The organism is Rhizobium sp. SAFR-030 (assembly GCF_059415005.1).
In genome coordinates, this window is the sequence record NZ_JBPFDO010000004.1 from 297,199 (window position 1) to 323,994 (window position 26,796).

Below are 26,796 nucleotides of genomic sequence, written 5' to 3' on the forward strand. Positions count from 1 at the left end.
AGCATCCACGTCGCCATGGACACACTTACCCGCATGCGGGCCTTCATAGACGTCGTCGAAGCGGAAGGCTTTTCCGCCGCCGCCCGCCGCACCGGCCGATCGAAGGCGCTTCTGTCGAAATACGTGCGCGAGCTCGAGGACGACCTCGGCGCCCTGCTGCTCAACCGCACGACACGACAGTTTTCGCTGACGGAGGCGGGGCATACCTATTTTCGTACAGCCGCCGACATCCTGAAGGAGATCGACAGCCTTGCCGATCTCGTGCGCGAGAACAATGCGGACCTCAAGGGTCGGTTGCGCATCTCGGTGCCGCGCACCTTCATGGATGCCGAGGTCGGCCAGTCGCTGATCGATTTCGCCTGCAGCAATCCGGAGGTTTCGCTGGAGATCGTCGCCGAAGACCGATTCGTCGACCTCATCGAGGAAAGCTTCGACCTCGCGATCCGAATCACCAAGCTGGAGGATTCGGGCATGATCGCCCGCAAGATCTCCGACTTCCGCGTCTACGCCTGCGCGACAGCGGATTACGTCGCACGCTACAGTCCGCTGGTGCATCCCCAGGATCTGGCCAACAAGCCGGTGATCATCGACACCAATGTACGCGCGCATAACAGCATCCGTTTCCAGGATCCGAAAGGCGGGACGATTTCGGTGCCGGTATCCGGATCGTTCGAGGTCAACAGTCCGCAGGGCACGCTGCGTGCGGCCCGCGCCGGGCTCGGCGTCGCCATGGTCCCGGATTTCATCGCACTGCCCTATCTGAAGTCCGGCGAACTGGTGACGCTGTTCGACGACTACATCCCCAAGGACCGCGGCATCTACGCCGTCTACCCGCACCGACGGTACCTGCCGGCGAAAGTCCGCAGCTTCGTCGATTTCCTGACGGCCTGGTTTCGCCAGGCGCAGTCCGAGCAGCATTGACGGGCGACGAAATTCCGTCCCATTTGCCCGGCACACCGAGACGAACGTCTTCAGGATTAGCTCATGATCGACAGGAAGTGGCTCGTTGCGGCCGCGCTGACACTGGCACCGCTACCGGCGCTCGCCCATCCGCACATCTTCGTCGATGCGCGGCTCGAGGTGCTGGCCGACGACAGCGGCCACGTCTCCGAACTGCGCAATGTCTGGCGCTTCGACGAGATGTTCTCCTCCAGCGTTCTCCTGGATTTCGACAAGAACACCGACCTGAAGCTTGACGAGGCGGAACTGGCCGAGCTCGGCGAGGTGATGCGCAACTCGCTGTCCGAATTTCACTATTTCACGACGATCAGCGTCGACGGAAAACCTGTCGAGATCGGCAAGCCGGACGCCATCCACGTCACCTATCAGGACCAGCAGGTGCTGGTGTTCTTTGCCGTCAAGCCGGCGGCACCGGTGCCGCTGAAGGGCAAGCTGACCTTCGGCGTCTACGACCCGTCGCTCTATACCGCCGTGGATTTTCCCTCCGACGGCGACCTGAAGCCGGAAGGCAAGGCATTCGCCGCCTGCGCCCACAAGGTGGTGCGTCCGGATCCGGACGAGGTGATTGCTGAAAACAAGAACACCCTCACCGACGCCTTCTTCAACGACCCGACCGGCACCAACATGACAAAGCTGTTCGCCACCCGCCTGGAAGTGACATGCTGATCCGGCGCACTCTACCGCTCGGCCTGCTGATCCTTGCATTTGCAGCCTTCACTGCCCACGCGCAGTCGCCGCTCGGCGTCGGTGCCGCCGAACCCTCCTTCAATACCGGCGGGTTCCTCGGCCCGTTCTTTGCCTGGATCAACATGCACCAGCAGTCCTTCTACCGGGCCCTGGGGGGTGCACTGAGGGCCATGCGCGAGGATCCGTGGGCGCTCCAGGGACTGGTCGGCCTGTCGTTCGCCTATGGCGTCTTCCATGCCGCGGGTCCGGGCCACGGCAAGGCGGTGATCTCGTCCTACATGATCGCCAACGAGACGGCGCTGAAGCGCGGTATCACCATTTCGCTGATCTCCGCCCTGCTGCAGGGCGCCATGGCAATTGTTCTGGTCGCGGCCGCCTATCTGCTGCTGCGCGGCACCGGCATCACCATGACCAAGGCCACCTGGGCAATGGAAGTCGCGAGCTTTGCCATCATCGCGATGTTCGGCGCCTGGCTTCTGCTGCGCAAGCTTTACGAGATCCGCCCGCGAACATCCTCGCTGCCGATCTTTTCGGGCGCATCGCCAGGAACCGGGCCGACAGGTCTGCGCTTCCAGGCGATTGAGGTCGACCACACCCATGCGGACCTCGCACCCGGCAGCTACTGTGCCGATTGCGGCGAACTGCACATTCCCGATCCGGCCGCGCTCCAAAGCCGCGACTTCAGCCTGCACGAAGCCTGGTCGGCGATCATCGCGGTCGGCCTGCGGCCCTGCTCCGGCGCCATCCTGGTCATGAGCTTTTCGATTCTCAACGGGCTTTACATCGGCGGCGCGCTCTCGGTGCTCGCCATGTCGCTCGGCACCGCCATCACCGTATCGATCCTGGCCCTGCTCGCCGTCACCGCCAAGGATATCGCCGTTCGGCTTGCGGGTCCGCGCTCGCAGGCAGCCCGGCGGATCACGGTCGGCATCGAACTCTGCGGCGCGCTGTTCATCCTGCTGATCGGCCTTGCCCTGCTTGGCGCGTCGCTGCAGGGCGTCATGATGCAGGCGGGATGAAGCCTGCCGAGAGGCGAGCGATCAGCGACGACGCTGGTGACGCGCCCTCAGCCAGAAGATCAGGAAGAACGACAGGACGGCGAGCGTCCCGAAGGCGGCGGCCAGCCACGGCGAAAATTCGGCGAGCCAGGTCATGATGCCGGGCATCACGAAGAACAGCAGCATGAAGCCGAAGAAAATCAGGCCGGCAGCCATCGCCGACGATTTGCCGCTGCCGCCGCTCATGGGCGGGCCTCCTGAAGAGCGGCACGGATATCCTCCAGCCGCCGTTTCTGCCGGCCGTCAGCGTCGAAATTCTGGGGCGCCAGCCAATCCTCGAACGCCTGTCGGATCAGCGGCCATTCGCTGTCGATCATCGAGAACCAAGCGGTGTCGCGGTTGGCGCCCTTCGACACCATATGCTGGCGGAAGACGCCCTCGAAGGTGAAGCCGTAGCGGATGGCGGTGACTTTGCTCGGCTCGTTCTCGTTGTGGCACTTCCACTCGTAGCGGCGGTAGCCGAGATCGTCGAACACGTGACGCGCCATCAGGTAATGAGCTTCGGTGGCCAGCGGCGAACGCTTCATCGCCTGCCCGTGCGCCACCGAGCCGACCTCGACCACGCCGTTGGCAGGATCCGGCCGCATGTAGCTCGCCATGCCGACGACGTCGCCATTCGCCTTGTCGCGAAACACCAGGGTGACGAGGCTGCCGGCACGGTTCATGCCGTCCAGCCAGTCGGCGAACTGCTCTGGTGCTTCATAGGGCGGATTGGGAAAGTAGCGGATGAGGTCGTTGGTGCCTTCGCCGCCCAGCGCATCCCAGAGGCTGCGCAGGTGGACGGCACGCTCGTAGGGCTCGGCGATCACATACTGCCCTTCGAGCCGGACCGGTGCCGGCGGCGGGCAGCCCTTGAAGTCCTTCAGATCGCGCATGCACTCTCCCCTCGTCGTTGACGAGAGGATTAGGCGAGCGGCGCGCCGAAGGCAATCAGGCTTTCGCCGGCGCGCCGGATTTGATCAGACCGATACCTTGGCGGAGGAGACAGTCGCGTCGATATGGTCGATGAGCGCATCCGGCAGACCCAGCCGACCAGCAAGCAGATCGAGATAGCCGCGCTCTGCCCGGGTGTCGGGATCGATGGTCAGGCGGGTCGCGGTGTAGAGCTCTACCTTCTGCTCCTCGGTGCGGGCAGCCGCGACGAGATCGTCGATGTCGACCGGATTGGCAAGCTCCTGGCGGATGAACGCCTCCGCCTCGTCGCCGAGATCGACGTCATGCACCTTTTCCATGATGTTGGCGCGCTCGGCCGCGTCGATATGGCCGTCTGCCTTGGCGGCTGAAATCATCGCGCGCACCAGCGTCAGCGCAAAATCGTTGGAAAGCTGCGGCGACTGCAGGGAAAAGGCCGAATCCGGCGGCGGCAGCGCAATCGGTTCGGCAGCAGCCGGTGCCGGCTGCAGTGCCGCCTGCGGCGACTGGCCCGACTTGTAGTTCTTGTAGGCGAGATAGCCGAGGCCGGCGACCGCGGCGATGCCGCCCACGGTGACGACGTTGCCGGCGATCTTGCGGCCGGTCTTGGTGCCGAGAAGGGCGGCGGCAATGCCGGCGGTCTTCAAGGGATTGTTCTTCGCGATGTCGCCGAACTGACCTGCGCGACCTTTGACGCTGTCCGGAAGACCGGGCATCTGCGAGCCGAGGAACTGGTCAAGAAGCTTCTTTGCGTCGAACATCCATATCTCCTGTCGATTGGGGCTCACCCGGAGATAGGCACGGTCACGCGGAATACAAATTTCCGCGACACCGATAACGCGATTGTCAGAAGGAGGCTCGGAGCGATCAGCCGTTCAGCGCCGCAGCTTCCGCCGCAAGCTTGGTGATGCCCGCCCAGTCGCCGGCCGCGACCATTTCCTTCGGCGCCACCCAGGAACCGCCGACGCAGACGACGTTGGGCAGCGACAGGTAATCCCGGGCGTTCTTGAGCGAGATGCCGCCCGTCGGGCAGAACAGCGTGCCGGCGAGCGGCGACGACAGCGCCTTCAGATAGGCAGCGCCACCGGCCTGTTCGGCGGGGAAGAACTTCATGACGTCGTGGCCCGCTTCGCGCAGCGTCATCACTTCGCTCGCCGTTGCAGCACCCGGCAGCAGCGGCACGTCGGAATCCCTGGCGGCGGCAAGCACGCCCGGCGCCACGCCCGGGCTGACGATGAAGGTCGAGCCCGCCTTGACGGCTGCTTCGAAATCACGGGCGTTGAGGATGGTGCCGGCGCCGACGCGTGCACCTTCGACTTCGGCGGCGACCGCACGAACCGCGTCCAGTGCTGCCGGCGTGCGCATGGTGATCTCGATTGCCATCAGGCCGCCGGCAACCAGTGCCCGCGCCAGCGGCACGGCCGAGGCCACGTCCTCGACGATCAGCACCGGCACCACCGGCTGCAGCTTCAGGGTGGCGAGCAAGCTGTCGGTCTTGGCGGCCATCATCAGAACTCCCGCATTCATTGAAACGATTGAAATCCGAAGGGTGAGATAGCGCGGTGCCTTCGGCCTGTCGAGGAAAAACGATCCTCGCCGGTCCGCCGGGTACTGGTCGGATGCGATAGACTGCAATAGGTTAGAGCCGTTGCAAAACCGGGATCAGCGATGGCCAAGGAAATCGAACGCAAGTTTCTCGTCCGTTCCGACGACTGGCGCGACAGCGCCGTTTCCGCATCGAGCTTTCGGCAAGCCTACATCGTTGCCGCCGACGATCGCAACCTGCGCGTCCGGCTGGTGAATGACGTGCAGGCGAAACTCACCTTCAAGGTCGGCGACGGAACCCTCACCCGCGACGAATACGAATACGAAATTCCCGCCGACGACGCACGCGAACTGCTCGGCGCGACGGTCGGCACGATCATCGAGAAAACCCGCCATGTCGTTCCCTTCGCCGGCTTCACCTGGGAAGTGGATGTCTTCGAAGGCGTCTATGCGGGGCTCGTCGTCGCCGAGGTCGAACTTCAGGCCGAAAGCGACGAGCCGCAGCTTCCCGACTGGATCGGTGTCGAAGTGACCGGCGACCGTCGCTATTCGAACATGGTACTGGCAACCGAAAATCTGGCGGCGGAGCTTGGCCATGGCCTATCGCATCAGGCCCTTTAAGACCTTCACCGACGAGTTCCGCCGGGTCGCTGCCGGGCAGCTCCACAAGGCGATCGCCGAATTGAGCGACCAGCCGGACGGGCCGCATGCCGCGATCCACGCAGCCCGCAAGCGCTTCAAGCGGTTGCGGTCGCTGTACCGGCTCATCCAGCCGGATGCCAGGGACGTCTACCACCGCGAGAACGTCCGTATCCGAGACATGGGCCGCACGCTGTCGGCGGTGCGGGATGCGACGGCCCTGGTGGAGACCGTCGACGACCTGATGGGCTATGCGACATCGGACGAGGAGCGCGCCGCCCTGTCGTTCGCGTTGAATGCGCTCAGCGAGCGGCGGGACGGGATCGCGGCTGCCGAGCTCGACCTGCCCGGCAAGATCGACGCGGCGATCGCGACCTGCCATGCAGCGCTTGAGGCGCTCGACGAACTGGATCTGGCCGATGGTCGCAGCCGCACGGCCAAGCGACTGGCGAAGGCCTGGGGCAAACGGCAGGCAAAGGCGCGCCATGCGCTTGCCCGTTGCCGCACCACCCATGCCGGCGGTGACTTCCACGAGTTGCGCAAATCGGGGCAGACGACCTGGATGCACCTGTCGCTGCTGCGCGACCTGTGGCCGACGGCGATGGCTGCCAAGCAACGCGAGGTGAAGCGGCTGGTCGACATGCTGGGCTACGAGCACGACCTCACCGTCCTTACCCAGACCGTCAACGAGAACCCTGAACTGTTCGGCGACAGCGACACGCTGGCACGGCTGATCGCCGCCATCATCCTGCGTCAGCAGGCGATCCGCGGCGAGGCATTGGAACTGGCCGAGCTTGTCTTCGCCGACGATCCGGAGCGCGAGGCCGACATCATCGCCATGCTGTGGATCGAGACGGCAGACCGAAACCGGTGAATTCCGACCGACGGTGACCGGCGTCCCCGCCTGCTTGACGAATGTCAAAGGGCATCTTTTGCGCCGAAATTCGTTGCGTCGCAGGCGAAGAGGCAGTATTTCGCGGGCCATGAACCACACGTCCGACAGCCCTTCCGGCAGCTTCTGCGTTGCCGCGCTCTACCACTTCGCCCGCTTCGAGCGTTTCGACAGCGTGCGCGAGCCGTTGCAGGCATTGTGCGAAGAGAACGGCGTCAAAGGCACGCTGCTGCTGGCGCGCGAGGGCATCAACGGTACGATTGCCGGGACGGACGACGGGATTGCCGCCGTGCTCTCCTACCTGCGCGCGCAGCCGGAATTTGCCGGGCTGGAGCACAAGGAGAGCCGGGCGTCGAAGATGCCGTTCCTGCGCATGAAGGTGCGTCTCAAGAAGGAGATCGTCACCATGGGCGTCGAGGACATCGACCCCAAGCGCATCGTCGGCACCTATGTCGAGCCGACGGACTGGAACGCGCTGATCTCCGATCCCGACACCATCGTCATCGACACCCGCAATGACTACGAGACGGCGATCGGCATCTTCCAGGGTGCCGTCGATCCGAAGACCAAGACGTTCCGCGAATTTCCCGACTGGGTGAAGAACAATGCCGGCCTGCACAACAAGCCGAAGATCGCCATGTATTGCACCGGCGGCATCCGCTGCGAGAAGGCGACCGCCTTCATGAAGGAACAGGGCTTCGACGAGGTCTACCACCTGAAGGGCGGCATCCTCAAATACCTCGAGGAAGTGCCCGAGCAGGAAAGTCTCTGGGAAGGCGCCTGCTTCGTCTTCGACGAGCGGGTGTCGGTCACGCATGGCCTGAAGGAGGGCGATCACCGCCTCTGCCATGCCTGCCGCGAGCCGATCACGCCGGAGGTCCGCCAGTCGCCGAAGTTCGAGGAGGGCGTCTCCTGCCCGCACTGCTACGATACGCGCTCGGAGGCTGATCGCGACCGCTACCGCCAGCGCCAACTGCAGATCGAGCTTGCCCGCAAGCGCGGCGAACGCCACCTCGGCTCCTAAAAAAAGCGGCGTTTTAAGCGCTGATCGGGAGCCGTATCAGCGGTCCCCGTTCGCGCAACTGGTCGATCTCCTCTGCCGGAACCGCCTTGCCGAACAGGAACCCCTGCAGGAGATCGCAGCCGGCCTTCTGCAGTGCCACCGCCTGTCCCTCCGTCTCCACGCCTTCTGCCGTTACCGGCATCTCGAGCGATTGCGCCAGCGCTACCGTTGCCCGCAGCATTTCGATTGCCCTGCTGTCATCGCAGATGGAATCCACCAGCGACTTGTCGAGCTTCATTCGGTCGAAACGGAACTGACGCAGATAGCCAACGCTCGAAAAGCCAGATCCGAAGTCGTCAAGCGCGATCTTCACCCCGGTCTGGCGCAGCAGGTCGAGCGTCTTGCGTGCCCGTGACGGGTTCTGGATGAAATAGGTTTCGGTGAGCTCCAGCGTCAGGCGCGAGGCATGGATGCCGGTCTGCGTCAGAACGTCAGCCACGTGCCCGACAAACGCGGGATCACGGAACTGGCCGGGCGATACGTTGACCGAGAGCGCTAGGTCCGGCCAGGCAACCAGCGTCCTGCAGGCCGTGCGCAGCACGTGAAGGCCGAGCATGTCGATAAGCCCGGTGCTCTCGGCGACAGGGATGAAGACTTCCGGCGACACGGGGCCATGGCCAGCTCTTGTCCAGCGCGCCAGCGCCTCGACGGCTGTGACACGCAGGCTGCAGGCATCGACAACCGGCTGATAGGCCACCGTGACCTCCTGCCGGTCGAGCGCCGCCCGCAGGTCGAGTTCCAGAAGATTGCGCTCCTCGCGCTCGTCATCCATGACCGGGTCGTAGAGCGTCCAGCGACCGCGTCCCTCTTCCTTGGATCGGTACATCGCCATGTCGGCGCGGCGGATCAGTTCTTCGCCCTGCACGAGGCCACGCCGGGAGAAGGCAAGCCCGATGCTGCAGCCGATGACGGCAATGCGTTCGCCGATGGTGATCGGCTCACCGAGAAAATCCAGCACCCGTTCGGCCAGTTCGACGGCGTTCTTCTGCACGTCGTAGCCGATGAAGGCGACCGCGAACTCGTCGCCACCGAGGCGTGCTAGCACAGGTTCGTCGCCGACCAGCACCCGCAATCCGGCCGAAACGCTGCGGATCAGAAGGTCGCCGGTCGCATGCCCGTAGGCGTCGTTGACTTCCTTGAAGCCATCCAGGTCGAGATAGAGAAGCGCCACGTCCTTGCCGTCACGCTGCGCTAGGTTGATCAGGTCGGCCATGCCGGCGAACAGCCCGGTCCGGTTCGGTAAACCGCTCAGCCGGTCGGTGAGCGACAGCTTGACGGCCGCCGCTTCGTCCGCGCTCATCCGCGACAGGGCTTCGTTGCCGCTGACGAAGAGCAGAAGCATGTAGATGGCGATCATCGCCACGGCGCACCAGACCAGCGGCCGCACCTGCGCAAGGCTGGCGTCCCCGGGGGAGCGCGGCACCCAGGCAAGTCCGCCGATCGGCTGGTCGTTCGGGCCGAGGATCGCTACCCGGTGCGACAGGTCGCTCGACGGCGGCACCAGATGCAGGCCTGGAAGCACATAGGCCCTCGACAGCCGCTCGATCGTCTCACCGGCCAGGTGCCGCATGAGGACGACATAGTGGTTGCCGCTCGGCTTGCCCATCCGTTCGCCGGAGGTCTTGCGGATCACCCCGATGCCGACGGCGGCGATGCCCTTGACCGTCTCGACGAAGCCGGTGACTTCCGGCAGCGCATCCTCCGGCAGTTGCTTGAGCGGTTCGAACAGCGCCAGAACGCCAGGCGTCACGTACTGATCGAGCCCTTTGATCGGCACGCCATCGGAATGCGCAGACAGGCTGTTGCCGACGGGATCGAGGACGATCACCACGTCGAAGAGATCGCTGTTGAGGCTCATCTCGCCGAAATTGCGCTCGATCCAGTCGATGTCGCGCTGCTGGTAGATGTGTCCAGCGGCGTCATCCCAGGCGGCATAGTCGTGAAGCGTCGCGCGGATCTGGTGGCGGAAGGTCTGCAGGGCGCCGGTGACGGCTTCGCGCGAACGCTCCTCGTCGAGCTGGTTGGCGTAGTGACCCACCCGGTCGAGCGCGGTGAAAACCATCGCCGACACGGAGATCATCACGGCCGCGAAAATCAGCAGCATCGAACGGACCACCGAACGGCGGTCCAGTTTCGCTGCGGATTGTTTCAGATGAGAGGGGACAAACCGCATTCCAAAGCCCTGGCCAATCCATGGATTATGCCTTGGAACAGTTCAATTAGACTTAACGGCGCGCGCCGGTTCCAGCCGTACGAAAAAGGCTCCCTCGCCGCAGCGAGAGAGCCTTCCGTTGGGTTGTCAATGAGCCGCTCGGGGCCTTACCAGGCGGGGATCACGGCGCCCTTGAACTGCGTGGCAACGTAATCCTTGACCGCGGCACTGTGGTAGGATTCGACCAGGGTCTTCACCCATGGCTTGTCCTTGTCGGCGGCGCGGACGGCCAGAACGTTGATGTAGGGTGCCTTCTCGCCTTCACGGCCGATCGGGTCCTTGGCCGGGTCGAGACCGGCTTCCAGCGCGTAGTTGGTGTTGATCACCGAGGCATCGACGTCATCGAGGGCGCGCGGCAACTGGGCAGCGTCGAGCTCGGCAAACGTGATGTTCTTCGGGTTTTCGACGACATCTGCCGGAGACACCTTGAGGCCTGCGCCCTCGCGGATCTTGATGAGACCCTTGTCGGCGAGGATCAGCAGCGCGCGGCCGCCATTCGTCGGGTCGTTCGGGATGGCGACCGAAGCGCCGTCCTTCAGCTCGTCGAGGCTCTTCACCTTCTTCGAGTAGATGCCCATTGGGAAGTTGACGGTCTGGCCGACGCTGACGAGGTCAAAGCCGCGATCCTTCACCTGGTTGTCCAGGTAGGGCTGGTGCTGGAACGAGTTGGCCTGCAGGTCGCCGTCCGTCAGCGCCTGGTTCGGCACAACGTAGTCGGAGAATTCGAGGACCTCGAGGTCGAGGCCCTTCTCGGCCGCGACCTTCTTCACCTGCTCCATGATCTGCGCGTGCGGGCCGGGCGTCACGCCGATCTTGATGGTCTCGGCCAGGGCTGCGCCAGCCGACAGAAGCGCGGCGAAGGAAGCTGCGAGAAGAAGTGTCTTCATGGATGTCTCTCCGGATTGCTATTTGGGGTTCGAATTTGGGTCAGGAATTGCGGTTGCGCTTGTCGAAGCGGCGGGCCAGCATGTCGCCGGCACTCTGGACGACCTGCACGAGCACGATCAGCACAATGACGACGGCCGCCATCACTTCCGGCATGAAGCGCTGGTAGCCGTAGCGGATGCCAAGGTCTCCAAGCCCGCCGCCGCCGACTGCGCCGACCATCGCCGAGTAGCCGATCAGGCTGACCAGCGTCAGCGTCAGGGCGAGCGTAATTCCCGGCTTGGCTTCGGCGATAAGGACCTTCGTGACGATCTGCCAGCGCGTCGCGCCCATCGCCCGGGCCGCCTCGATGAGGCCGCGGTCGACCTCGCGGATCGCCGCCTCGATGAGCCGCGCGACGAAGGGGATGGTGGCAATGGTCAGCGGCACGATCGCCGCGTTGGTGCCGATGGAAGTGCCGGCGACCAGCCGGGTGAAGGGGATGATCGCCACCACGAGGATGATGAAGGGCGTCGAGCGCGCTGCGTTGACGATGAGCCCGACGATGCGGTTGGTCATTGGCGCGGCGAACAGCTCGCCTTTTGCGCTGTTGGCGAGGAAGACGCCGATCGGCAGGCCGACCAGCGTGCCGATGGCACCGGCGATCGCCACCATCTGCAGCGTCTGCACCAGCGCCTTCGAGAGAAGCGAGATGAGCATATCAGGCGCCATAGCCGAGCACCTCCGTGGTCAGGCCGGTTTCGGCATAGAAGTTTTGCGCCCGCGCGACGACGGCGGGATCGGCGGGATAGGACACGACCAGCGACCCGAACGGTTCGCCGGCGATCTCGTCGATGGTGCCGGCCATGATGTTGACGTTCGAGCCGATCCGCTCCACCAGCTGCGCGGTCAGCGGCTTGAAGGCGGTATCGCCGAAGAACACCAGACGGACGAAGACGCGGTCGCCTTCCGCCGGCTGCGGCTTGATCGTCGACTTCACCCATTCCGGTAGCTTGACCCCGAGCGACGAAGACAGCAGCGCTGTCGTCGTCTCGTGCTGCGGCCGGGTGAAGACGTCGAAGGTGCGGCCGCTCTCGACGATCGAACCTTTGTCGATCACCGCCACATGCGAGGCGACCGATTTGACGACCTCCATCTCGTGGGTGATCAGCAGCACCGTGAGGTCCAGCTCGCGGTTGATCCGGCGCAGCAGTTCAAGGATCGACTGGGTGGTTTCCGGATCGAGCGCCGAGGTTGCTTCGTCCGACAGCAGCAGTTTCGGCTGGGTGGCGAGCGCCCGGGCGATGCCGACGCGTTGCTTCTGGCCGCCCGACAGTTCCGCCGGATAGCGGCCGGCCTTGTCCGACAGACCGACGAGATCGATGAGCGGTGCGACCCGCGCCTTGATCGCCTGGCGGTCGAGCCCGGCAATCTCCAGCGGCAGGGCGATGTTGCCGTAGACGGTGCGCGACGCCAGGAGATTGAAGTGCTGGAAGATCATGCCGACCTCGCGGCGCAGGCGACGAAGGCCCGGCTCGTCGAGGGCCGCAACATCGACGCCGTCAACCCTCACGCGGCCGGACGTCGGCTTCTCGAGACCGTTGACGAGCCGGATGAGCGTCGACTTCCCGGCACCCGAGCGGCCGATGATGCCGGCAATCGCACCCTTCGGCACGACATAGTCGACGCCGGACAGGGCTTCGAACTCGCCTTGCCCGCGGCGGTCGGGGAAACGCTTGCCGACCTTTTCGAAGGTCACCATGGGTTGGACCGGATCGCCTCGGTCAGCCGATTGCGCGCCATTGCGCGACGGCGCCAGGGTGTCGTTGATGGATAGCATGGGTAGTCTCTTCAGGGTGGCCGCAGTGGCGGCAAGGTCAGGAGCGTGCTCGGATCAGCGCAAGCAACACATTCGACGCATGTTACGCCGTTTCGTCATCCCGACATATCCTCGATCAATACAATAGCCCGGCAAACCGGATCTGAGGGCTCTGCTTATCGCATCGGTCAGCCGCATTTCCGAGGAAAACGAATCCGCAGAAACCGTCTGTCCGGAAAAATACATGCGGGAAGCGCCGGTATCACGGCACCTCCCGTTGTGCGTTGGCCTCAGGCGACCGTGGTGACGAAGCTGCCCGTCGGGCGCCGCACCTTCTTCAGGCCGGCCAGCCAGTCGCCTTCCGGCTCCCGGTAGCCGAGCGGCAGCAGCGTCACGGAGCGCAGACCGCGCGCCCGCAGCCCAAGGATCTCGTCGACCTTCTCCGGCTCGAAGCCTTCCATTGGCGTCGTGTCGACCCCCTCGAAGGCTGCCTGCGCGACCGACATGCCGAAGCCGATATAGGCCTGGCGCGCGGCGTGCTCGAAATTCACCTGCGGGTCACGAACCGGGTAGGTGTCGAGCAGCATCTTGCGGTAGTTTTCCCAACCCTCGTTGGTCACCTTGCGCTCGTCGTTGACGCGATCGAACATCTCGTTGATCCGGTCAGTCGTGTAATTGTCCCAGGCAGCAAAAACCAGGAGATGCGAACCCTCGGTGATCTGCGCCTGGTTCCAGGCGACCGCGCGGATCTGCTGGCGGATGTCGGGATTGGTGACGAGGATGACTTCGAACGGCTGAAGTCCGCTGGAGGTCGGCGCCAGACGCGCCGCCTCGATGATGCGGTCGACCTTGTCGTCGGAGACGGACCTGGTGGGATCCATCTTCTTCGTCGCGTAGCGCCAGTTGAGTTTTTCGAGAAGCATAGGCTTATTTTACCTTCGGCATTGGTGCAGCAGGACGATAGAGGCCGTCCTGCATGCTGACGCTGTCTAGGTAAAAATCTGATGGGCGCATACAAGTGGGCACGGCCAGATAACCGTGGAGAACCTGGTCGACGACCGGCTGACGAGGCGCGCCGCTCAGGCGGCTAGGAGCACCGGCTGGGTGAACTGCTCGAACGACGGTCTCGCCAGCAGATAGCCCTGCACCAGGCTGACGCCCAGATCGCGCAGCACCTGCAACTCGCCTTCCGTCTCGATCCCCTCGCAGATCGGCGTGATGCCGAAGTCGGCGAGCATCGCCAGCGTGTGCTTGACGACGATCCTCTTCGCCGGCTGGGTATCGATGTCGCGGATGAGCTCCATGTCGAGCTTGACGATGTCCGGCTGGAAGCGGGCCAGCAGGTTGAGGCCCGAATGGCCGGCGCCGAAGTCGTCGATCGCCGTCTTGAAGCCGATCGTCCGGTAGGTTTCCAGGATGCGCAGCAGATGACTGGTATCGACGCGCTCGTTTTCGGTGAACTCGAAGACGATCCTGTCGAGCGGGAAGCCCAGCCGTTCGGCGGTCGCCAGCGTCAGGCGGATGCACGCGCGCGGTTCGTAGACGGCATTCGGCATGAAGTTGATCGACAGCAATTCGTCCGTCGCGCCCGGCGACAGCTTTGCCGCAAGCTCGATCGCCTTCACCCGGCACTGCTGGTCGAAGGCATAGCGGTTCTCGTCATTGACGCGCGACAGGACGCTTCCCGCCCCCTCGCCGCCGCTTCCGCGCACCAGCGCCTCCTGGGCAAACACGCGGCGACGATCGAGATCGACGATCGGCTGGAACGCCATCGAGAATGGAACCTCGAACGCCTTTCCGTCCTTGCACCCTGCGCAGCCGACAGCCATCTTCAATTCTCCCTCTTGTCCGTAGGGTTGAGATAGGCCGCGTCCGGTAAAAGTTTAGCCTTGGCGAGGCGAGAGAGTGGCTTTAACCGGCTCTATGGTTACCTTTTGGGAACTGCGCCGCCAGCTGCGTATACCATTTGCCGCTCTTCTTCACGGTCCTGACCTGCGTCTCGTAATCGACATGCACGAGCCCGAAGCGCATGCTGTAGCCTTCCGCCCACTCGAAGTTGTCCATCAGGCTCCAGGCGAAATAGCCCTTCACCGGCAGCCCCTTGCTGATCAGGTCGGCCGCCGCAGCCAGGTGATCGCTGATGTAATCGAGGCGCGGCTGGTCGTTCACCTCGCCGTTCTCGACCTCCGTGTTGTAGCAGGCACCGTTCTCGGTGATGTACATCTCCGGCAGCTCGTAGCAATCGTAGAGATCGACGACGAGATCGGTCATCGCCGACGGAAAGATCTCCCAGCCGATGTCGGTCTTTTCCGGATTGACGAATGGCGCCGGCTGGGTAGCCGGAAACTCCGCGCCTTGCCTGGCATCGTCCAGAACCCGCATCGGCGTATAATAGTTGAGCCCCCACCAGTCGAGCTTCTGGTTGATGACGGCAAGATCGCCGTTCTCGACCACGGGCATCTTGTCTCCAAGAGCCGATACCAGGCTCTTTGGATATTCGCCCTTGAAGACCGGGCCGAAGAAGGCGCCGTTGTGGAAATCGAAGGCCCTCTCGGCGGCGGCCTTGTCCTCGGCGCTGTCCGATCCGGCAATGACGGCATGCGCGTTCAGCACCAGGCCCACCGGCACATTCGGCGTCACGTGGCGAATCGCCTCGACCGCAAGCCCGTGTGCAAGATTGGTGTGGTGCATGGCGGCAAGCGCCGCCCGCATGTTGCGCTCGCCCGGTGCGTGGATGCCGTAGAGATGGCTGAGCCACACGGAGCACCAGGGTTCGTTGAACGTCGCGACCGCATCCAGCCGGTCGCCGATCCGCGCCATCACCACCTTGGCGTAGCGCTGAAAGGCATAGGCCGTCGAGCGCGCTGCCCAGCCGCCGTCACCCATCAGCGCCAGCGGTAGATCCCAGTGGTAAAGCGTCGCATAGGTCTTGATGCCGCGCGCCTTGCAGCCGTCGACGAGCCGGTCGTAAAAATCCAGACCCTTTTCGTTGATCCGCCCGACCCCCTCCGGGATGATCCGCGGCCAGGCGATCGAAAACCGATAGGCCTCGACGCCCATCTCCTTGATCAGGTCGAGATCCTCGTCCAGTCGATTGTAATGATCGCAGGCGACGTCGCCGCTGTCGCCGTTATGCACCCGCCCCGGCATTTTCGAAAAAGCATCCCAGATCGACGGCTTTCGGCCGTCCGCCCTGGCAGCGCCTTCGATCTGATAGGCGGCGGTCGCCACGCCGAACAGGAAGTCGCCGGGGAAGCGGGCTGCAAGGGTCTTTGGATCGATCATCGGAAGGGTCCTTCGGTCATCACTGCCAGATCACGCCGGCGAGGCTTGCTGCGCCAACGAGATCTGTCAGCGGTGTAGATCAAAGCGATTTCCGGGTGAAGAAGGGCAAGTGCAAAAACTGCGATGCGGCAATTGACTTATATAAAGGCCATGGAACTGGCACGGATTGGTTCTCCCACAGGGCCACCGCCTTGCGCGACGGCCCTGTGGGAACGTGGGGAAGGACTTATACCTTCACCCAGCTGCCGTTCTTCTTCGAGCTCTCGATGCAGGCGGTGACGAAGGCGACGCCCTTCACCCCGTCGTCGACCGTCGGGTAGACCACCGCGGGATCGACGGCGACGCCCGTTTTGCGCGCGTTGATGGCCGCTGCGGCTTCCGAATAGATAGTTGCGAACGCTTCCAGATAACCTTCCGGATGACCACTCGGAATGCGGCTGACGCGGGCAGCCGACGGACCGGCACCGGCACCGCCACGGGTGATCAGCTGTTTCGGCTCGCCCAGCCGGGTGAACCAGAGATAGTTCGGATCCGCTTGCGTCCACTCCAGTCCCGCCTTGGTGCCGTAGACCCGCACCTTCAGGCCGTTTTCGTTGCCGGTCGCCACCTGGCTGCACCACAGCAGGCCCTTGGCGCCGCCCGCAAAGCGCAGCATCACATGGGCGTTGTCGTCCAGACGGCGCCCTTCGACGAAGGTGTGCACGTCGGCAGCCAGCTCCTGCAGTTCCAGGCCTGAGATGAAGCAGCCGAGATTGTAGGCATGCGTGCCGATGTCGCCGGTCGAACCGCCGACACCCGATTGCGCCGGATCGGTGCGCCAGACGGCCTGCTTGGCGCCGGTCTGCTCGACCGGTTCGGCCAGCCAGTCCTGCGGATACTCCATCTGCACCAGACGGATCTCGCCCAGTTCACCGCTTGCCACCATGTCGCGCGCCTGGCGCACCATCGGATAGCCGGTGTAGTTGTGGGTGAGGATGAACAGCGCATCGGCCTTGTCGGCAACCTCCTTCAGCTTCTTGGCATCGTCAAGGTTGGAGGTCAGCGGCTTGTCGCAGATCACATGGATGCCGCGCTCCAGGAAGGCCTTGGCGGCAGCAAAGTGCACATGGTTGGGCGTCACGATGGATACCGCTTCGATACCGTCTGCGCGGGCGGCTTCCTTCTCCGCCATGGCTTCGAACGAGCCGTAGCAGCGGGCCGGATCGAGCCCCAGTTCGCGGCCGGAGGCAAGTGACTTGTCCGGCGTCGACGACAGTGCGCCGGCAACCAGATCGTAGTGATCGTCGAGCCGGGCTGCCATGCGGTGAACGGCGCCGATGAACGCCCCCTGCCCGCCGCCCACCATTCCGAGCCGGATCTTGGCGGCGCGCTGCTCGGTCTTGCTCGCTTCAATGGTCATGAAATTTCTCCTCGATAGATGCACTTTAGGTCCCCCTCTGGCTGCCGCCATCTCCCCCACAAGGGGGGAGACACCGGGCGGGACCGTCTCCGCCGATCGCACCGGCAGCGGCCAGGTCAAGCCCTCCCCCTTGTGGGGAGGGTGGGGAGGGGTCTTATGAAAGCCCCAGCATCCGCCGGTTGGCTGCCTCGTCGGTGCCACCGGCGGCAAAGTCGTCGAACGCCTTTTCGGTGACGTTGATGATGTGCGCCTTGACGAACTCGGCACCCTCTCGCGCGCCGTCCTCGGAGTTCTTCAGCGCGCATTCCCATTCGACGACGGCCCAGCCGTCGAAATCATTGGCCGTCAGTTTGGAAAACACTGCGCCGAAATCCACCTGCCCGTCACCGAGCGACCGGAACCGTCCGGCACGCTGCACCCAGCCCTGATAGCCGCCATAGACGCCCTGCCGGCCGGTCGGGTTGAACTCGGCATCCTTGACGTGAAACATCTTGATGCGGTCTTTGTAGATGTCGATGTTGTCGAGATAATCCAGGCACTGCAGCACGTAGTGCGAGGGATCGTAGAGCATGTTGGCGCGCGGATGGTTGTTCACCCGTTCGAGAAACATCTCGAAGGTCACGCCGTCGTGCAGGTCCTCGCCCGGATGGATCTCGTAGCAGACGTCGACGCCGTTCTCGTCGGCAACATCGAGGATCGGGCTCCAGCGGCGCGCCAGTTCGTCGAACGCCGTTTCCACCAGGCCGGCCGGCCGCTGCGGCCAGGGATAGATGAACGGCCAGGCAAGCGCGCCGGAAAACGTCGCATGCGCCTTGATGCCCAGATGGCGTGACGCCTTCAGCGCCATCTTCACCTGCTCGACGGCCCATTCCTGCCGGGCCTTCGGATTGCCGCGCACTTCGGGTGCCGCAAAACCGTCGAAGGCTTCGTCATAGGCCGGATGCACGGCGACCAGCTGGCCCTGCAGGTGGGTGGAAAGTTCGGTGATCTCGATGCCGTTGTTGCGTGCCACACCGGCGAGTTCGTCGCAGTAGTCCTTCGATTCCGAAGCCTTCTTCAGGTCGATCAGCTGCCCGGCCCAGGTCGGTACCTGGACGCCGATATAGCCCTTGTCGGCAGCCCATTTGGTGATGCCGTCCCAGCTGTCGAAGGGAGCCTGATCCCCGGCGAACTGGCCGAGGAAGATGGCGGGACCCTTGATCGTCTTCATGAAATTCTCCTCCCTGAGAATGCCTGCAACGTTACAGTCAGGGCTACCCAATTTCGGCGAGCCGCACAACCGTCGATATCGGCTCCGCCCGGACGAGCCGGGCGAAACCGCTGCTTGGATAGCTAAGGCTTAAAATCAGAAGGGCGAGTCCGGGAAGTAGTAGTTCTCGGCATTGTCCTTGGTGATCAGCGTCGCGTCGAGCGTGTAGGTGCCGTGAACCGGGACCTGGTCGTAGATCGCGGCCGCCGTCAGTTCCATCGCCGTACCGACCATCGACGGCGGGTAGAGCACGTCGACCGGGATCATCTTGTCGCCGTCCATGACCTTCTTGATCATGTCCTTGGAGCCGGCACCGCCGATGACGTACTTGATGTCGGTGCGCTTGGCCTGGTCGATGGCCTGCAGCACACCAACCGCCATGTCATCATCCTGGCACCAGACGACGTCGATCTTCGGGTGCTTGGTGAGGAAGTCCTGCATGACCTTGAAGGCGTCGTCGCGGTTCCAGTTGCCGAACTGACGGTCGAGAACCTTGACGCCCGAGCCGGCGATCGCCTTGTCGAAACCGTCCTGACGCTGCTGGTCGATCGGGATGGGCAGGCCGCGGATAACGACGACCTGGGCGTCCGGCGTGTTGTCCTTGATGTACTGGCCGGCCACTTCGCCGAGCGCCGGATTGTTGCCGGCGACGTAGAGATCGCGGACGGAGTTGTCGTTGGTCGACGGCGCCCGGTCGACGATCGACACGAAGGTGCCCTTGCCCTTGATCTCCTTGATGGCGTTGACCAGCGGATCGGGATCGGTCGGCAGGATGACCAGTGCGTCGATGCCCTGCACTTCCAGGTCCTGCAGCGCATTCGCCTGGGTTGCCGGGTCCGGCGAGGTCTTCACGACCACCTTGAGGCCCGGATGCTCCTTCATCAGCAGCTCGGCGACGCGGTTGGCGTGGTAGACGACGCCGGCGGTCCAGCCGTGGTCGGCCGCCGGTATCGAGACGCCGAGGGTTTTCGTATCCTGCGCCTGCGCGGCGCCGAATACTGCCGTCATGGCGACGGCCAGTCCAATGATCTTCTTCATGTTTCTCCTCCCAAAGTGTCACAAGGGTCGTGGCATGCCGGAACGGGGGACCCAAAGGCCCGCCCCGGTGTTTTCCGGTCCCGATCAGTCAGCCGGCAAACGCTTCGCGTCGCTGCCGGGACCGCGTCAGGACCTGCGTGCCAGCGAGCGCTGGACAAGCATGGCGATGATGATGATCGTGCCCTGGATGGCGCCGATCAGATATTCGGAAATGAAGTTCGACAGCAGCATGATGTTGCCGACGAGTTCGAGGATGAAGGCGCCGCAGATCGTGCCCCAGACGCGGCCGGCGCCGCCCTTGAGCGCCGTTCCACCGACGACCACGGCGGTAATCGCCTGCAGCTCCCACAGGATGCCGGTGGTGGCGGACGTCGACCCGAGACGCGGCACGTAGAGCAGCACGGCGATCGCCACGCACAGCCCCTGGATGACGAAGGCAATGATGCGGACGCGATCGACGGAGACGCCCGAATAGCGCGCCACGTCGCGGTTGGAGCCGACGGCCGTCACGTGCCGGCCATAGCGTGTCCGGTAGAGGATGAAGGCGGCAATCGCGGTGACGACGAGGATGATCAGGATCGGCACCGGAATGCCGAGTACCGAGCCGAAATAGGCCGGCCGGTAGAGCGCTTGCTGCTCGGCCGAGCGGAGCGTGATGGCGCCGCCCTGGCTGAGCCAGGTGGTCAGCCCGCGATAGATGCCCATGGTGCCAAGCGTGGCGATGAACGGCTCGATGCGGCCAACGGTGGTGATCAGGCCGTTGGCCAGTCCGCACAGCGAGCCGATGACGAGCGTCAGCGCCATCGCCGCCGCCAGCATCAGTCCCGGATCGGCGATCGCGCCGGAGTTCATGAACAGGATCATCAGGCTGGCGACGAAGGCGACCATCGAGCCGACCGACAGGTCGAGGTCACCCGACGAGATGACGAAGGTCGCGCCGACGGCAATGATGGCGATGAAGGCCGAGCGGGTCGCGACATTGGAGAGGTTGGTGAGACCGATGAAGTTCGGGTTGACCAGCGCCCCGATGATCAGCAGCAGCGCCAGCGCGGCGAACGGCGCAACCGCCCTCAGATCGATGTCGCGCCAGCGCCGGCTGCGCGGCCGTCCAATCTCGGTTTCCGTCTCGCTCGTCATGTCCACCCTGTCCTCCTGGCGGATCCCGGCAACCTGCTGGGCCGCTTGTATTGCGTGTTGTCTCTGCGGGCGTCAGCCGGCCGCCTGTCTCCGCAGGCCGGCGGCATAGCGCATGATCACCTGCTCGGAGATCTCCTCGCCCTCCAGCATGCCGACGATCCGTCCCTCGCGCATCACCGCCACCCGCGTGCAGAGGCCGATCACCTCCGGCATCTCCGAGGAGACGACGATGATCGAGCGGCCCTCGCGCGCCAGCGCTGCGATGAAATGGTAGATCTGCTGCTTGGTACCGACGTCGATGCCGCGCGTCGGCTCGTCGATGATGACGATGTTCGGCTCGATTTCCATGATCTTTGCCAGCAGCAGCTTCTGCTGGTTGCCGCCCGACATCCGCCCTACCCGCACCAAGTCGTCGCGGACGCGGATGTCGAAGCGGCGCTTCGCCCGCGCCATCGCCTTGGCCTCGCTCCCCGGATCGAGATAGCCGTGCTTCAGGTGCTGCTCCAGCGCCTGCAGCGTCAGGTTGACCGTCATCTTCTCGCCAAGCAGCAGCCCGTGCCCCTTGCGATCCTTGGTCATGTAGGCCAGACCATGGGCGTTGGCGGCGCGAAAATCGCCCGGCGGAATGCTCTTGCCGCGGATCTCGACGGAACCGGACTGGCGCGACCTCAGGCCGGCCACCGCCTCCATCAGCTCCGTACGACCCGAGCCGATCAGGCCTGAAAAGCCGAGCACCTCACCCTTGCGAAGCTCGAAGCTTGCATCCCGCACATAGCCGGTGGTCAGATCACGAACCGACAACACGACCTCTTCATCGACGTCCGGCTCGTGCTTGGCCGGATAGAGGCTCGACAGCTCGCGGCCGACCATCAGCTGGGCGATCGCCTCGCCGTCGAGCATCGATGTCGGGGCCGTCTTCACCCACTGGCCGTCGCGCAGCACCGTCACCCGGTCAGTCAGTTCCATCACCTCGTCCAGCTTGTGGCTGACGAAGACGAAACTGGTGCCCTTGGCGCGCAGCTTGCGTACCTCCTTGAACAGGAGGCCGGTCTCTTCGCGCGACAGCACCGCCGTCGGCTCGTCCATGAAGATGATCCGCGCATCGCGGCTGATCGCCTTGGCGATCTCGACCATCTGCTTGTCGGCGACCGACAGCGAACTGATCAGCGCATTCTCATCGATCGATGAGCCGAGTTCATTGAGGACGCGCCGGGTCTCTCGGCGCATGAAGCGACGATCGAGCATGCCGAAGCGCGTGACTTCGCGGCCAAGGAAGAGGCTCTCAGCGACAGTCAGGTGATCGGCAAGATTGAATTCCTGGTGAATGATGACGATGCCCAGCGCTTCAGCCGCACCATTCGGCGGCAGGCTGACCGGCTCGCCATCCAGAAGAATGCGGCCGGCGGTGGGCTGCTCGAAGCCGGAGAGGATCTTCACCAGAGTGGATTTGCCGGCGCCGTTCTCGCCCATTAGCGCGTGGATCTCGCCGGGCCGCACGTCGAAATCGACGCTGAACAGCACCTGCACCTCGCCGAAGGATTTGGAGATACGCTCCGCCACGAGCACGGGTGCCCGCGCCTCGTCTCCACCCAATATCATGACAACCCTCCCGAACGGCTCCTCAACCGCTGTCAGCCTCTGTGTAAACCTTTACATGCCAAATGTAAAGGTTTACATTTTCCGCATCTTGGGGATATCGAAGCTTCCTCGGCTTCCGCCCCGGCCGTCACGACTGTAACGTCGCGAGCAATTCCAGCACACAAAGGGATGGGCCGCAACAGTGACGAGTGCCGCGACCATCGAAGATGTCGCCCGCCTGGCGGAGGTGTCGATCGCCACCGTCAGCCGCGCCATCCACACACCTGAAAAGGTGGCGAAATCAACGCGGCAGCGGGTCAATCAGGCGATCGCCATCACCGGCTACACGACCAACGCCATGGCGCGGTCGCTGCGCATGGGCCGCTCCAACATGATCCTGGTGCTCGCCCCGGACATCGGCGACCCGAACTTCTCGTCGATCCTCATTGGCCTGGAGAACGAGGCACGCGCCCACGGCTATGGCGTGCTGATCGGTCATACCCAGAACGACCCGGAGCGGGGTCTTGAATATCTGAAATTCCTGAGCTCCAACCAGGCGGCCGGCATGGTGCTCTTCACCGGCCATGCGCCGTTCGGCCATCAGGTCGTGTCTGGCCGCCTGCCGCCGTCAGTCGCCGTCTTCGAGCCGGTGTTCGGCAGCCAGACCCCTTACGTCGGCGTCGACGATGTGGCGGGCGGACGAAAGGCTGCGGAATACCTGCTTGCCTCCGGCCACCGCCGGATTGCCTTCATCGGCGACAGCAAGACGCGGCTCGGCTACCAGCGCCGCCGCCAGGGCTATGACGCGGCGATGGACGCCGCCCGGATCCCGCCGAACCAGCGAATGGTGCTGGATGGCGACGGGACGATGGAGAGCGGCCGCCTGGGCGTCGAGCAGCTTTTCATGCGCGACACGCTGCCCACCGCCTTCATGGGGGTCAACGACGCGACCGCGCTCGGCGTGCTGGCAGGCCTTGCGGCCCGCGGCTACGACCTGCCGCGCGAGTTCTCCGTCATCGGTTTCGACGACGTGCCGCAGGCGACCTATGTGAAGCCGGCGCTTACCACCATCCGCCAGCCGCGCACGGCGATCGGCCGGCACGCCATGGCGCTGCTGCTCGAAAACCTCAGCAACCCGCCGGCCGAAAAGCGCGAGATCCTGATCATGCCGGACCTCGTCGTTCGCGGTTCGGTGACCGAGCCCGGAAGACGCTGAGGCGTAGCAAGGGTCGGTTCAGGTCGGCCGAACGCGCAGGCCTTGCGCCAGAACCGTGAACGCCTCTATCGCTCTCGGCAGGACAGCCTGCGGCTCGCGGCTGGCCGCGACCCAGAGCGCTGCATTGAGCGCCGCGCCGCTCAGCAGCCGCGCGGCGGCTTCCGCATCGACCGGCTTGCAGATCCCCTCGGCAATCAACCGCTCGACGGCGCGCTGCGTCTCCTTAAGGCAGTCGCTCTGGCTCGGCCACTGCGACGGATCACCCAGAACCGCCGGCCCGTCGAGCAGGACGATCCGCTGCACCTCTGGATCGAGCGCCATCTCGATATAGGCCACCCCTTCGGCAAGCAGCGCGTCCCACTCACTCGTCTGGCGCGCACCGATCGCCTGGGCCCTGGCTGCCATGTCGGAATCGATCTGGTGAACGACCGCCGCCAGCAGCCCCCGCTTGTCGCCGAAGTTGTGGTAAAGCGCGCCGCGCGTCAGCCCCGCCTCGGCGGTCAGATCGTCCATCGAGGCAGCAGCATAGCCTCTCTCTGCGAATGCCTTGCGTGCCGCGGCAATCAGCTTTGCCCGGTTTTCCTCCATGGTCTCGACACGTCGCCTAGCCATCACGCCCTCAAGGTTTCACATACGTACCGTATTTCATTTGACATACGCGACGTATTCGAATTATACATACGCTTCGTATATCAGATGTATTGACGGCTTTGAAGCGTCGGTTTCGAGCAGCCCGATGCACGCCACCTCATCCAGCGACAAAGGAACGACATGATGACCAAGCGCCAGCCCATTTTTCCGGAAGGCCGCCATGCGCTCTACGAACAGCACGGCTATTCGGCAGCCGTGCCTGCAGGCGAACTGCTGTTCGTCTCCGGCCAGGTCGGCAGCCGGACCGACGGGACGCCGGAGCCGGACTTCGAGCGCCAGGTGATCCAGGCCTTCGAGAACCTGAAGGCGACGCTCGCCGCCGCCGGCTGCACGTTCGACGATATCATCGACGTGACAACCTTCCACACTGATCCGCAGAACCAGTTCGAGACGATCATGGCCGTCAAGCAGCAGTTCCTCGGCGAGCCGCCCTACCCCACCTGGACGGCGGTTGGCGTCACCTGGCTTGCCGGCTTCGATTTCGAGATCAAGGTGATCGCCCGCATCCCGACTACCAGCGCCTGACCGGCAGCTGGCCGGAGGTAGCCGAATTGCCGATGGGTCGGCTTCAGTGATAGACAGGAGGGCTGCGGGACGATGTTCCGCGCCGTCATCGTCTTCATGGAGTTCCCGCGTGAGCGTCGCCTTTACCAAGGAAGAAAGTTCGGAAACCGCCGCGGAAACCCTGCTGCCGGACCGGCCGATCTCGCCCCATCCGAACCTCGTGACGGAACAGGGTCTGAAGCTTCTCGAAGCCCAGGTGGTCGTGGCGCAAAAAGCGCACGAAGTCGCCATGACCATCGACGATGTCAACGAACGGCGGCGGCAGGCAGCCGGGCCGTTGCGCGATCTTCGGTATCTGGCCGAGCGGCTGCGCACGGCGCATGTGGTCGCTGCTCCCGCGTCAGCCGATACCGTGGCCTTCGGCAGCACGGTGACCTTTGCCCGCGACGATGGCCGCGTCCAGACCTACCGCATCGTCGGTGAGGACGAGGCCGATCCAAAGGCGGGCTCGATCTCCTTCGTATCTCCGGTCGCCAGTCGCCTGCTCGGCAAGGCGGTCGGCGATCTGGTCACCGTCGGTGACCAGGAGCTAGAGATCACAGCCATCGGCTGAACCTCCGGCGCGCCAACAAAAAAGGGCCGGCGCGTTGGCACCGGCCCTCGTTTTCTTCGGTATCCGTCGCTCAGACGTAGCGGTTGACCACGTTTTCCAGCAGCTCCTGCTGGCCGGATTTCGGCCGCGGGTTGATGTTGGTGGACTCGACCCGCGCCGCGATCTGCTCGAGGCTTTCCTCGCCGCGCAGCATGGCCTGGTTCGACGCATCGTTCCAGCCGGCATAGCGGGCGTCGAGCGGACCCGACAGGGCCTTGTCCTCGATCATCTTCGCCGCTGCCTTCAGACCACGGGCGCAGCAATCCATGCCGCCGATATGGCCGATCAGCAGGTCGGCCGGATCGATCGACTGGCGACGCAGCTTGGCATCGAAGTTGGTGCCGCCCGTCGTGAAGCCGCCGCCCGCCAGCACGTGGTAATAGGCCAGCGCCATTTCGGGCACGTTGTTGGGGAACTGGTCGGTATCCCAGCCGGACTGGTAATCATTGCGGTTCATGTCGATCGAGCCGAAGATGCCAAGCGCGTTGGCAAGCGCCAGCTCGTGTTCGAACGTGTGGCCCGCAAGGATCGCGTGGCCCTGCTCGATATTGACCTTCACCTCGTTTTCCAGCCCGTAGTTTTTCAGGAAGCCGTAGACGGTCGCGACGTCGTAGTCGTACTGGTGCTTGGAAGGCTCCTGCGGCTTCGGCTCGATGAGGATCGCGCCCTTGAAGCCGATCTTGTGCTTGTACTCGACCACCAGGTTGAGGAAGCGGCCCATCTGGTCCAGTTCCTTCTTGAGGTCGGTGTTCAAGAGCGTCTCGTAGCCTTCGCGGCCGCCCCACAGCACATAGTTCTCGCCGCCGAGCTTCAGCGTCGCATCCATGCAGGTCTTCACGGTTGCGGCGGCAAAGGCAAAGACGTCCGGATCCGGGTTTGTCGCAGCGCCGGACATGTAGCGGCGGTGCGAGAACATGTTCGCCGTGCCCCACAGCAGCTTCACGCCGGTGTCAGCCTGCTTCTGGCCAAAATAGTCGACGATCTCGTTGAGGTTCTTGGTGTTCTCGGCAAAGCTCTCGCCTTCCGGGCGCACGTCGGCATCATGGAAGCAGTAGTAGGGCGTGCCGAGCAGCTGGAAGAATTCGAAGGCGACATCCGCCTTCATCTTCGCCGCATCCATCGTGTCCTTGAACCAGGGACGCTCGAAGGTGTTACCGCCGAACGGATCAGTGCCCGGCCAGACGAACGTGTGCCAGTAGGCAACGGCGAAGCGCAGATGCTCTTCCATCCGCTTGCCCATGACGACCTCGTCCGGGTTGTAGTGGCGGAAGGCGAGCGGATTGATACTGTCCGTGCCTTCGTATTTGATCTTCTGGATGTCTCCGAAAAAGCCTGTCGACATGGGTATTCTCCTCCTTGGTGTGTGCCTCAGTGTTGGTTCAAGGGTTTTCACCCCACTCCGTCCGGCAGGACAAACGGGAGTGACGCTTGAAAAC

The 26,796-nt window shown here is 64.0% G+C and carries 27 protein-coding genes; 9 read left to right on the forward strand and 18 right to left on the reverse strand.

Annotation, left to right across the window (positions count from 1 at the left end; translation table 11 throughout):
- The first annotated feature begins 15 nt into the window (after positions 1-15).
- From ACR65N_RS14380 to ACR65N_RS14390, 3 genes are all read left to right on the forward strand, one after another.
- A complete protein-coding gene (locus ACR65N_RS14380; RefSeq protein ID WP_430304606.1) occupies positions 16-921 on the forward strand; it encodes a LysR family transcriptional regulator in 906 nt (301 codons plus the stop codon).
- 63 nt (positions 922-984) lie between these two features.
- A complete protein-coding gene (locus ACR65N_RS14385) occupies positions 985-1,626 on the forward strand; it encodes a DUF1007 family protein (RefSeq protein ID WP_440457562.1) in 642 nt (213 codons plus the stop codon).
- Positions 1,620-2,666: a nickel/cobalt transporter gene (locus ACR65N_RS14390; protein WP_440457563.1), complete on the forward strand. Its 1,047-nt coding sequence runs from the start codon at positions 1,620-1,622 to the stop codon at positions 2,664-2,666. Before ACR65N_RS14385 ends, ACR65N_RS14390 begins: the two co-directional genes overlap by 7 nt.
- Positions 2,667-2,687: 21 nt before the next feature.
- On the opposite strand, the gene ACR65N_RS14395 is transcribed toward ACR65N_RS14390, so the two are convergent.
- The 4 genes from ACR65N_RS14395 to ACR65N_RS14410 form a co-directional block, all read right to left on the reverse strand.
- Positions 2,688-2,891: a hypothetical protein gene (locus ACR65N_RS14395; protein WP_440457564.1), complete on the reverse strand. Its 204-nt coding sequence runs from the start codon at positions 2,889-2,891 to the stop codon at positions 2,688-2,690.
- On the reverse strand, positions 2,888-3,580 hold the full coding sequence (locus ACR65N_RS14400) for a GNAT family N-acetyltransferase (RefSeq protein WP_440457565.1): 693 nt from the start codon (positions 3,578-3,580) through the stop codon (positions 2,888-2,890). Before ACR65N_RS14400 ends, ACR65N_RS14395 begins: the two co-directional genes overlap by 4 nt.
- Positions 3,581-3,664: 84 nt before the next feature.
- Positions 3,665-4,378: a tellurite resistance TerB family protein gene (locus ACR65N_RS14405; RefSeq protein WP_430304611.1), complete on the reverse strand. Its 714-nt coding sequence runs from the start codon at positions 4,376-4,378 to the stop codon at positions 3,665-3,667.
- A 106-nt stretch (positions 4,379-4,484) separates the two neighbouring features.
- Positions 4,485-5,123 carry a 2-dehydro-3-deoxy-phosphogluconate aldolase gene (locus tag ACR65N_RS14410; RefSeq protein WP_440457770.1) on the reverse strand — a complete coding sequence of 213 codons (639 nt, stop codon included), beginning with the start codon at positions 5,121-5,123 and terminating at the stop codon, positions 4,485-4,487.
- Between the two features lie 162 nt (positions 5,124-5,285).
- Here ACR65N_RS14410 and ACR65N_RS14415 point away from each other — a divergent pair, with 162 nt between their 5' ends.
- From ACR65N_RS14415 to trhO, 3 genes are all read left to right on the forward strand, one after another.
- Positions 5,286-5,783 carry a CYTH domain-containing protein gene (locus ACR65N_RS14415; protein ID WP_430304614.1) on the forward strand — a complete coding sequence of 166 codons (498 nt, stop codon included), beginning with the start codon at positions 5,286-5,288 and terminating at the stop codon, positions 5,781-5,783.
- Positions 5,758-6,675, forward strand: coding sequence for a CHAD domain-containing protein (locus ACR65N_RS14420; protein WP_440457566.1), 918 nt, complete (start codon positions 5,758-5,760; stop codon positions 6,673-6,675). The genes ACR65N_RS14415 and ACR65N_RS14420 overlap by 26 nt, the downstream gene beginning before the upstream one ends.
- A 109-nt stretch (positions 6,676-6,784) precedes the next feature.
- Positions 6,785-7,717, forward strand: coding sequence for an oxygen-dependent tRNA uridine(34) hydroxylase TrhO (trhO, locus tag ACR65N_RS14425; protein WP_440457567.1), 933 nt, complete (start codon positions 6,785-6,787; stop codon positions 7,715-7,717).
- Between the two features lie 13 nt (positions 7,718-7,730).
- On the opposite strand, the gene ACR65N_RS14430 is transcribed toward trhO, so the two are convergent.
- The 12 genes from ACR65N_RS14430 to ACR65N_RS14485 all read right to left on the reverse strand — a co-directional run bounded on the left by ACR65N_RS14430 (position 7,731) and on the right by ACR65N_RS14485 (position 22,358).
- On the reverse strand, positions 7,731-9,860 hold the full coding sequence (locus ACR65N_RS14430; protein WP_440457568.1) for a bifunctional diguanylate cyclase/phosphodiesterase: 2,130 nt from the start codon (positions 9,858-9,860) through the stop codon (positions 7,731-7,733).
- Between the two features lie 215 nt (positions 9,861-10,075).
- Positions 10,076-10,855 (reverse strand): MetQ/NlpA family ABC transporter substrate-binding protein, encoded by a 780-nt coding sequence (locus ACR65N_RS14435; protein WP_440457569.1) that lies wholly within the window; start codon positions 10,853-10,855, stop codon positions 10,076-10,078.
- 40 nt (positions 10,856-10,895) lie between these two features.
- Positions 10,896-11,564 carry a methionine ABC transporter permease gene (locus tag ACR65N_RS14440; protein ID WP_440457570.1) on the reverse strand — a complete coding sequence of 223 codons (669 nt, stop codon included), beginning with the start codon at positions 11,562-11,564 and terminating at the stop codon, positions 10,896-10,898.
- A complete protein-coding gene (locus ACR65N_RS14445; protein ID WP_440457771.1) occupies positions 11,554-12,594 on the reverse strand; it encodes a methionine ABC transporter ATP-binding protein in 1,041 nt (346 codons plus the stop codon). The genes ACR65N_RS14440 and ACR65N_RS14445 overlap by 11 nt, the downstream gene beginning before the upstream one ends.
- A 347-nt stretch (positions 12,595-12,941) precedes the next feature.
- Positions 12,942-13,574: an NAD(P)H-dependent oxidoreductase gene (locus ACR65N_RS14450; RefSeq protein WP_440457571.1), complete on the reverse strand. Its 633-nt coding sequence runs from the start codon at positions 13,572-13,574 to the stop codon at positions 12,942-12,944.
- Positions 13,575-13,730: 156 nt separating this feature from the next.
- Positions 13,731-14,480, reverse strand: coding sequence for an EAL domain-containing protein (locus ACR65N_RS14455; RefSeq protein ID WP_440457572.1), 750 nt, complete (start codon positions 14,478-14,480; stop codon positions 13,731-13,733).
- Between the two features lie 82 nt (positions 14,481-14,562).
- Positions 14,563-15,936, reverse strand: a complete 1,374-nt coding sequence (locus tag ACR65N_RS14460; protein WP_440457573.1) for a GH1 family beta-glucosidase — start codon at positions 15,934-15,936, stop codon at positions 14,563-14,565.
- Between the two features lie 226 nt (positions 15,937-16,162).
- Positions 16,163-17,335 (reverse strand): Gfo/Idh/MocA family protein, encoded by a 1,173-nt coding sequence (locus ACR65N_RS14465; protein ID WP_440457574.1) that lies wholly within the window; start codon positions 17,333-17,335, stop codon positions 16,163-16,165.
- A 154-nt stretch (positions 17,336-17,489) separates the two neighbouring features.
- On the reverse strand, positions 17,490-18,545 hold the full coding sequence (locus tag ACR65N_RS14470; RefSeq protein ID WP_440457575.1) for a sugar phosphate isomerase/epimerase family protein: 1,056 nt from the start codon (positions 18,543-18,545) through the stop codon (positions 17,490-17,492).
- Positions 18,546-18,680: 135 nt separating this feature from the next.
- Positions 18,681-19,622, reverse strand: a complete 942-nt coding sequence (locus ACR65N_RS14475) for a substrate-binding domain-containing protein (RefSeq protein ID WP_430304627.1) — start codon at positions 19,620-19,622, stop codon at positions 18,681-18,683.
- A gap of 126 nt (positions 19,623-19,748) precedes the next feature.
- On the reverse strand, positions 19,749-20,759 hold the full coding sequence (locus ACR65N_RS14480) for an ABC transporter permease (RefSeq protein WP_430304628.1): 1,011 nt from the start codon (positions 20,757-20,759) through the stop codon (positions 19,749-19,751).
- A gap of 72 nt (positions 20,760-20,831) precedes the next feature.
- Positions 20,832-22,358 (reverse strand): sugar ABC transporter ATP-binding protein, encoded by a 1,527-nt coding sequence (locus tag ACR65N_RS14485; RefSeq protein ID WP_440457576.1) that lies wholly within the window; start codon positions 22,356-22,358, stop codon positions 20,832-20,834.
- Between the two features lie 181 nt (positions 22,359-22,539).
- Between ACR65N_RS14485 and ACR65N_RS14490 the strand changes: the two genes are divergently transcribed.
- Positions 22,540-23,553, forward strand: a complete 1,014-nt coding sequence (locus ACR65N_RS14490) for a LacI family DNA-binding transcriptional regulator (protein WP_430304630.1) — start codon at positions 22,540-22,542, stop codon at positions 23,551-23,553.
- Positions 23,554-23,571: 18 nt separating this feature from the next.
- Here the strand turns inward: ACR65N_RS14490 and ACR65N_RS14495 are convergent, their stop codons facing one another.
- Positions 23,572-24,165 carry a TetR/AcrR family transcriptional regulator gene (locus ACR65N_RS14495; RefSeq protein ID WP_430304631.1) on the reverse strand — a complete coding sequence of 198 codons (594 nt, stop codon included), beginning with the start codon at positions 24,163-24,165 and terminating at the stop codon, positions 23,572-23,574.
- 162 nt (positions 24,166-24,327) lie between these two features.
- Here ACR65N_RS14495 and ACR65N_RS14500 point away from each other — a divergent pair, with 162 nt between their 5' ends.
- The gene (locus tag ACR65N_RS14500; protein ID WP_440457772.1) at positions 24,328-24,729 is read left to right on the forward strand and encodes a RidA family protein; all 402 of its coding nucleotides are present in this window, start codon (positions 24,328-24,330) and stop codon (positions 24,727-24,729) included.
- A gap of 109 nt (positions 24,730-24,838) precedes the next feature.
- On the forward strand, positions 24,839-25,321 hold the full coding sequence (greA, locus tag ACR65N_RS14505) for a transcription elongation factor GreA (RefSeq protein ID WP_440457577.1): 483 nt from the start codon (positions 24,839-24,841) through the stop codon (positions 25,319-25,321).
- A gap of 70 nt (positions 25,322-25,391) precedes the next feature.
- On the opposite strand, the gene xylA is transcribed toward greA, so the two are convergent.
- Positions 25,392-26,702, reverse strand: a complete 1,311-nt coding sequence (gene xylA, locus ACR65N_RS14510) for a xylose isomerase (RefSeq protein ID WP_440457578.1) — start codon at positions 26,700-26,702, stop codon at positions 25,392-25,394.
- Between the last annotated feature and the right edge of the window lie 94 nt (positions 26,703-26,796).

Bases quoted from the DNA above. Each gene is read 5' to 3' on its own strand.
- ACR65N_RS14445 (WP_440457771.1), bottom strand. From the start codon at position 12,594: ATGGTGACCTTCGAAAAGGTCGGCAAGCGTTTCCCCGACCGCCGCGGG.
- ACR65N_RS14420 (WP_440457566.1), top strand. From the start codon at position 5,758: ATGGCCTATCGCATCAGGCCCTTTAAGACCTTCACCGACGAGTTCCGC.
- ACR65N_RS14415 (WP_430304614.1), top strand. From the start codon at position 5,286: ATGGCCAAGGAAATCGAACGCAAGTTTCTCGTCCGTTCCGACGACTGG.
- ACR65N_RS14395 (WP_440457564.1), bottom strand. From the start codon at position 2,891: ATGAGCGGCGGCAGCGGCAAATCGTCGGCGATGGCTGCCGGCCTGATT.
- ACR65N_RS14380 (WP_430304606.1), top strand. From the start codon at position 16: ATGGACACACTTACCCGCATGCGGGCCTTCATAGACGTCGTCGAAGCG.
- trhO (WP_440457567.1), top strand. From the start codon at position 6,785: ATGAACCACACGTCCGACAGCCCTTCCGGCAGCTTCTGCGTTGCCGCG.
- ACR65N_RS14500 (WP_440457772.1), top strand. From the start codon at position 24,328: ATGACCAAGCGCCAGCCCATTTTTCCGGAAGGCCGCCATGCGCTCTAC.
- ACR65N_RS14465 (WP_440457574.1), bottom strand. From the start codon at position 17,335: ATGACCATTGAAGCGAGCAAGACCGAGCAGCGCGCCGCCAAGATCCGG.
- ACR65N_RS14460 (WP_440457573.1), bottom strand. From the start codon at position 15,936: ATGATCGATCCAAAGACCCTTGCAGCCCGCTTCCCCGGCGACTTCCTG.
- xylA (WP_440457578.1), bottom strand. From the start codon at position 26,702: ATGTCGACAGGCTTTTTCGGAGACATCCAGAAGATCAAATACGAAGGC.
- ACR65N_RS14405 (WP_430304611.1), bottom strand. From the start codon at position 4,378: ATGTTCGACGCAAAGAAGCTTCTTGACCAGTTCCTCGGCTCGCAGATG.
- ACR65N_RS14480 (WP_430304628.1), bottom strand. From the start codon at position 20,759: ATGACGAGCGAGACGGAAACCGAGATTGGACGGCCGCGCAGCCGGCGC.
- ACR65N_RS14410 (WP_440457770.1), bottom strand. From the start codon at position 5,123: ATGGCCGCCAAGACCGACAGCTTGCTCGCCACCCTGAAGCTGCAGCCG.
- ACR65N_RS14485 (WP_440457576.1), bottom strand. From the start codon at position 22,358: ATGATATTGGGTGGAGACGAGGCGCGGGCACCCGTGCTCGTGGCGGAG.
- ACR65N_RS14435 (WP_440457569.1), bottom strand. From the start codon at position 10,855: ATGAAGACACTTCTTCTCGCAGCTTCCTTCGCCGCGCTTCTGTCGGCT.
- ACR65N_RS14385 (WP_440457562.1), top strand. From the start codon at position 985: ATGATCGACAGGAAGTGGCTCGTTGCGGCCGCGCTGACACTGGCACCG.
- ACR65N_RS14400 (WP_440457565.1), bottom strand. From the start codon at position 3,580: ATGCGCGATCTGAAGGACTTCAAGGGCTGCCCGCCGCCGGCACCGGTC.
- ACR65N_RS14475 (WP_430304627.1), bottom strand. From the start codon at position 19,622: ATGAAGAAGATCATTGGACTGGCCGTCGCCATGACGGCAGTATTCGGC.
- ACR65N_RS14390 (WP_440457563.1), top strand. From the start codon at position 1,620: ATGCTGATCCGGCGCACTCTACCGCTCGGCCTGCTGATCCTTGCATTT.
- ACR65N_RS14440 (WP_440457570.1), bottom strand. From the start codon at position 11,564: ATGGCGCCTGATATGCTCATCTCGCTTCTCTCGAAGGCGCTGGTGCAG.
- ACR65N_RS14430 (WP_440457568.1), bottom strand. From the start codon at position 9,860: ATGCTGCTGATTTTCGCGGCCGTGATGATCTCCGTGTCGGCGATGGTT.
- ACR65N_RS14495 (WP_430304631.1), bottom strand. From the start codon at position 24,165: ATGGCTAGGCGACGTGTCGAGACCATGGAGGAAAACCGGGCAAAGCTG.
- ACR65N_RS14450 (WP_440457571.1), bottom strand. From the start codon at position 13,574: ATGCTTCTCGAAAAACTCAACTGGCGCTACGCGACGAAGAAGATGGAT.
- ACR65N_RS14455 (WP_440457572.1), bottom strand. From the start codon at position 14,480: ATGGCTGTCGGCTGCGCAGGGTGCAAGGACGGAAAGGCGTTCGAGGTT.
- ACR65N_RS14470 (WP_440457575.1), bottom strand. From the start codon at position 18,545: ATGAAGACGATCAAGGGTCCCGCCATCTTCCTCGGCCAGTTCGCCGGG.